At 74.5% G+C, this 4,457-nt stretch carries 4 protein-coding genes; 3 read left to right on the top strand and 1 reads right to left on the bottom strand.

What is annotated here, in order from left to right; genetic code table 11:
- The first annotated feature begins 260 nt into the window (after window positions 1-260).
- Entirely contained in the window at window positions 261-716 is a 456-nt protein-coding gene (locus tag AC2CHG_RS30125) for an RDD family protein (protein ID WP_484526073.1), read from the top strand.
- A gap of 61 nt (window positions 717-777) precedes the next feature.
- Here the strand turns inward: AC2CHG_RS30125 and AC2CHG_RS30120 are convergent, their stop codons facing one another.
- Window positions 778-1,467 carry a DUF4191 domain-containing protein gene (locus tag AC2CHG_RS30120; RefSeq protein ID WP_013287747.1) on the bottom strand — a complete coding sequence of 230 codons (690 nt, stop codon included), beginning with the start codon at window positions 1,465-1,467 and terminating at the stop codon, window positions 778-780.
- A gap of 213 nt (window positions 1,468-1,680) precedes the next feature.
- On the opposite strand from AC2CHG_RS30120, the gene AC2CHG_RS30115 reads away from it, so the two are divergent.
- Together AC2CHG_RS30115 and AC2CHG_RS30110 are read left to right on the top strand one after the other, a co-directional pair.
- On the top strand, window positions 1,681-1,851 hold the full coding sequence (locus tag AC2CHG_RS30115; protein ID WP_194801117.1) for a hypothetical protein: 171 nt from the start codon (window positions 1,681-1,683) through the stop codon (window positions 1,849-1,851).
- A gap of 158 nt (window positions 1,852-2,009) precedes the next feature.
- Window positions 2,010-4,457 (top strand): ATP-binding protein (locus tag AC2CHG_RS30110; RefSeq protein WP_484526072.1); only part of this gene is annotated, 2,448 nt, incomplete at its 3' end.

The following is a 4,457-nucleotide window of genomic DNA, read 5'->3' as shown; positions in this document are numbered from 1 at the left end:
CTGTCGTCGAACGACTCGACCGGCAGGTTGAAGTGCTGCATCACGCCGGGCAGGTCACAGAAACGTACGTCGACGAACTTCACGTCCTCGTTGGCGAGGTATCGCAGGAGTTCCTCGGAATTGGCGAACACACGTCCTCCTGGCAGGTCCACTCCGGTAGCTGGCTACTGGCGACGCTATGGCCGGGGGGTTGCCCGGCCGTGTCTCGTCTGTTTCCGCCGTGTTACGTCGCTTGCGGAGCGTCATCCCGGCACACTCTGATGCCGAATGTCGTATTTTTCGTCAGGGGTCGAGGCGGCGCTACCCTGGCCGCTGTGACCGATACCGCCGCCACGCCGGTGCCGCCCGCCACCGACCCCGCGTTCACCCCGCCCAGCCTCGGCCGCCGCTTCGGCGCCCTGATCATCGACTGGGTGCTGTGCCTGATGGTCGCCCGGGCGTTCTCCGACCCGGTCCGCGACGGCTGGCCGCCGGTCCTGGTGCTGATCCTGGAGTACGGCTTCTTCATCGGCCTGTTCGCCCAGACCCCCGGCATGTTCCTGACCCGGCTGCGCTGCGTGTCCTGGGTCGACGGCGGCCGGATCGGGCTGCTCCGCGGACTGCTGCGCGGCTTCCTGCTGGCCCTCGTGGTGCCGGCGCTGCTGATGGACGAGCACCGGCGCGGCCTGCACGACCGGCTCGCCGGGTCGGTCGTCACCGACGCCCCGCGCCGCTGACCCGCACGACGAAGGAGTCGGCCCCGCACGGGACCGGCTCCTTTCTCGCGTACGCCTGAGGTCAGCGACCCCGGGTCTGCCGGAACGCGCCGCGCGCGGGCCGCATGTTCTTCGGGATCGCGCCCTTGGGCATCTGCGGCCGCGCGGTGAGCGCCTTGAGCCGCTTGTCGAGGGCGTTGACGTCCTTCGGGGAGAGGGCACGCGGCAGCCGCATCAGCGTCATCCGCAGCTTGCGGACCGGCAGCTCACCCTCGCCCTGCCCGATCACGTAGTCGTGCAGCGGGGCGGTGCCGATCACCTTCGCCAGGCGGCGCTTCTCCTGGCCGAGCAGTCCGCGGACGCGCTGCGGGTTGCCCTCGGCCAGCAGGATCACGCCCTGCCGGCCCACCACCAGGTGCACCATGTCCATCTGGGTGGTCGAGCTGACCGCCGGGGTGACCCGCCAGTCGCCGCGCATGCTCTCCATGATCTGCGCCGCCGCGCCCGGCTGCCCCTCGGCGGCGTTCATCATCGCCTTGTTCGAGCGCAGGTTGAGCACGATCAGCACGGCCAGCAGGGCGAGCAGGATGCCGATCGGCAACCAGATCCAGCCCCAGGCGATCACCGCGACCACGGTGAGCGCGAGCGGGATCAGCACCGCCGCCGCGGTCAGCGGCGCGAACCACTTGTCCTGCTTGGCGGTGAACCGGAACACCATCCCGATCTGCTTCAGCCGCTGGCCGAACGAGACCTTCTCCTGGGGCTTTGCCATAGCGCAGAGTCTAGTGGTCGGCGCGCATCACGTTGATCCGTGGCCGCCTCCTGCGCCGAGGGCTGAGTACCTTACCGCCGCGCCGGCCCGAATCGGCCCGCCGGTAAGGAGGGCGGACGGCCGAAGATCAGGCGGCGTACTCATGCCCCGGGGGCACCTTCGCGCGGAGAGTCGATCTCGACAGGGAGACACCGCACGACAGGGAGATCCGAGATGTTCGGCAACGACGCAGACCTGATCCTCAGCATCCACCGCAGCCACGCCGCCGAGCTGCAGGCCGACGCGGCCCAGGACCGGCTCGCCCGGTCGCTGCCACGCCGGCACCCGCGCGGGTGGCTCAGCCGCCGCCGGCACAACGCCCGCCCCGCCGACGCCCGCCGGTGACCGCACCGGCGGCCGTCGCCGGGTTCGTGGGCGCGGCCGATGTCGTGGGGCGTGGAGAGATCGCCGGTCCGGCCGTCACGGGGGCGGCCGGACCGGCGGCCGTCCGCGGTCCGATCGGCCCGGTCGGGGCGTCGGAGGGCCGTGGCATGCTCGACGGCGTGACAGTACGCGCCGCCAGCACCGTCCTCGTCGGCCGCCGGCCCGAGCTGGCCGTGCTCGGCGACGCGCTGGCCCGGTCCCGGACCGGCGAGCCGGCGACGGTGCTCGTCGGCGGTGAGGCAGGCGTCGGCAAGACCCGGCTGCTGGAGGAGTTCGGCACACAGGTGGACGCCGCCGGCGCGCGCCTGCTCGTCGGCCAGTGCCTGGAGCTGGGCGAGGCCGGCCTGCCGTTCGCCCCGTTCGCCGCCGCGCTGCGCGACGTGCTGCGCCACGACGGGCCGGCCGCCTTCGCCGGCTACGAGGCGGAGTTCGCCCGGCTGCTGCCCGAGCTGGCCCGGATGCCCGCCGGCGTCGCCGCGCCCGCCGGGCCGGCCCTCGCCGACACCCCGCGCGGCTATCTGTTCGACCTGGTCGCCGACCTGTTCCGGCGGATCGCCGAGGAACGCCCGCTGGTGCTGGTGATCGAGGACCTGCACTGGGCCGACCGGTCCACCCGGGATCTGATCGGCTTCCTGGTGCGGGCCGCCCGCGCCACCCGCCTGCTGGTCGTCTGCACGTACCGCACCGACGAGCTGCACCGCGGGCACCCGCTGCGGCCGTTCCTCGCCGAGCTGGACCGGGTCCGCGGCGTGGACCGGATCGAGCTGGGCCGCCTCGACCGCGACGGCACCGCCGCCGTACTGGCCGACCTGCTCGGCATCGAACAGATCGCCCGGACCGTCGACGAGGTGCACGAACGCACCCAGGGCAACCCGTTCTTCATCGAGGAACTGGCCGCCGCCGGTGGCCCGGTCGGCTGCGCGGCCATCCCGGAGACGCTGCGCGACCTGCTGCTGGCCCGCGTCGACCGGTTGCCCGAGCCGGCCCAGCGGGTGCTGCGGATCGCCGCCGCCGGCGGCACCCGCTTCGCCCACCAGCTGCTCGCCGAGGTGGCCGGCCTGCCCGAGGCCGAACTGGAGGACGCGCTGCGCGCCGCCGTCGCCGGGCAGCTCGTGGTGGCCGACCCGGACGGCGACTACGAGTTCCGGCACGCGTTGGTCCGCGAGGCCGTGCACGACGACCTGCTGCCCGGCGAACACGCGCGGCTGCACGCCCGGTACGCCGCCGCGATCGAGGCTCAACCGCACCTCGTCGCCGCCGGTCGCGCGCCGGCCGAGATCGCCCACCACTGGTACGCGGCACACGACCACCCGCGGGCGCTCACCGCCGCCCGGGTCGCCGCCGAGGCGGCGGCCGAACGGTACGCGTACGCCGAGCAGAGCCGGCTGCTGGAGCGCGTTCTCGAACTCTGGGAGCAGGTGCCCGACGCCGCCGACCGGCTCGGCATGGACCACCTGCGGGTGCTGGAGGACACGCTCACCGCGGCGGTGACCGCCGGAGACCTCAGCCGGGCGCTCACGCTCACCCGGGCGGCGCTGGCCGAGGTCGACTCCGACGCCGAACCGCTGCGCGCCGCGCGCCTGCTCGACCATCGGGGCCGGTTGTTCGCGCTGCTCGGCAAGAGCGACGGCGCGACCGAGCTGCGCGAGGCGTACCGGCTGGCGGCGGGCGCGCCGCACGGCCCGGAACGGCTCGGCGTGCTCGCCGACATCGCCGCGCACCTGATCAAGGTCGACCCTCGGGAGGCCGCCTCGGTCGCCGCCGAGGCGGTGGCGGGCGCGACCGAGATCGGCGCCGACCTGGCGTTGCTGCCCACCCGGATAGCGGTGCTGCACCGCACCGACGACACCCCCGATCTCGGCCTGGCCGAACTGCGCCGGGCGGAGGCGCGGGCTCGCGCCGCCGGTGACTCCCGCGCCCTGGTCAGCGCGCTCGTCTTCCTCTCCGACGTGCTCTACGAGCTGGGCCGCTACGACGAGTCCGAACAGGCAGCCGCGGCCGGGGTGAGCGAGGCGCGCCGGGTCGGCATCAGCCGCTCGATCGGGGCGTACCTGCTGTCGAACCGGGCCGAGGCACTGATCGCGCTGGGCCGCTGGGACGAGGCGGACGCCACCTGTGCCGAGGCGGCCCGCATCGACCCGCCCGGCGTGTCCGGGCTGCACTGGCTGCAACTGCGCGCCGGGCTCCACCTCGCCCGCGCCCATCCGGGCGCGGACGAGGTCGTCGGGCGGGCGCTGGCGTTCCTCGGCCGCCCGTACCTCTGGCCCAACCACCGGCTGCCGCTGCACGAGCTGCGCGTGGAGGCGGCGCTCGCCGCCGACGACAAGCCCGAGGCGGTACGCGCGGCGCGCGCCGCCCTGGCCGACGCGCACCTGGCGGACCTGCCGCGTGAGGGCTGGCCGCTGCTGAACGCGCTGGCGCGTACCGCCGCGCTGACCGGGGACGCGACGCTCGCCGCCGAGGTGTCGGCGGTGGCCGCCGCACTGCCCGCCCGGCACCCGGCCGAGCGCGCCCACGCGGCAGGCGTCACCGCCGTCCTGACCGGGCTCGGGTCCGCCGCTCCCGCC

Source organism: Micromonospora sp. ATLC20 (assembly GCF_057196585.1).
The sequence above is the reverse complement of the archived record's forward strand: the minus strand, read 5'-3'. Positions and strand labels throughout refer to the sequence as shown.

Excerpts from the sequence above, each read along its gene's own strand:
- AC2CHG_RS30125 (WP_484526073.1), top strand. The coding sequence starts at position 261 with ATGCCGAATGTCGTATTTTTCGTCAGGGGTCGAGGCGGCGCTACCCTG.
- AC2CHG_RS30120 (WP_013287747.1), bottom strand. The coding sequence starts at position 1,467 with ATGGCAAAGCCCCAGGAGAAGGTCTCGTTCGGCCAGCGGCTGAAGCAG.
- AC2CHG_RS30115 (WP_194801117.1), top strand. The coding sequence starts at position 1,681 with ATGTTCGGCAACGACGCAGACCTGATCCTCAGCATCCACCGCAGCCAC.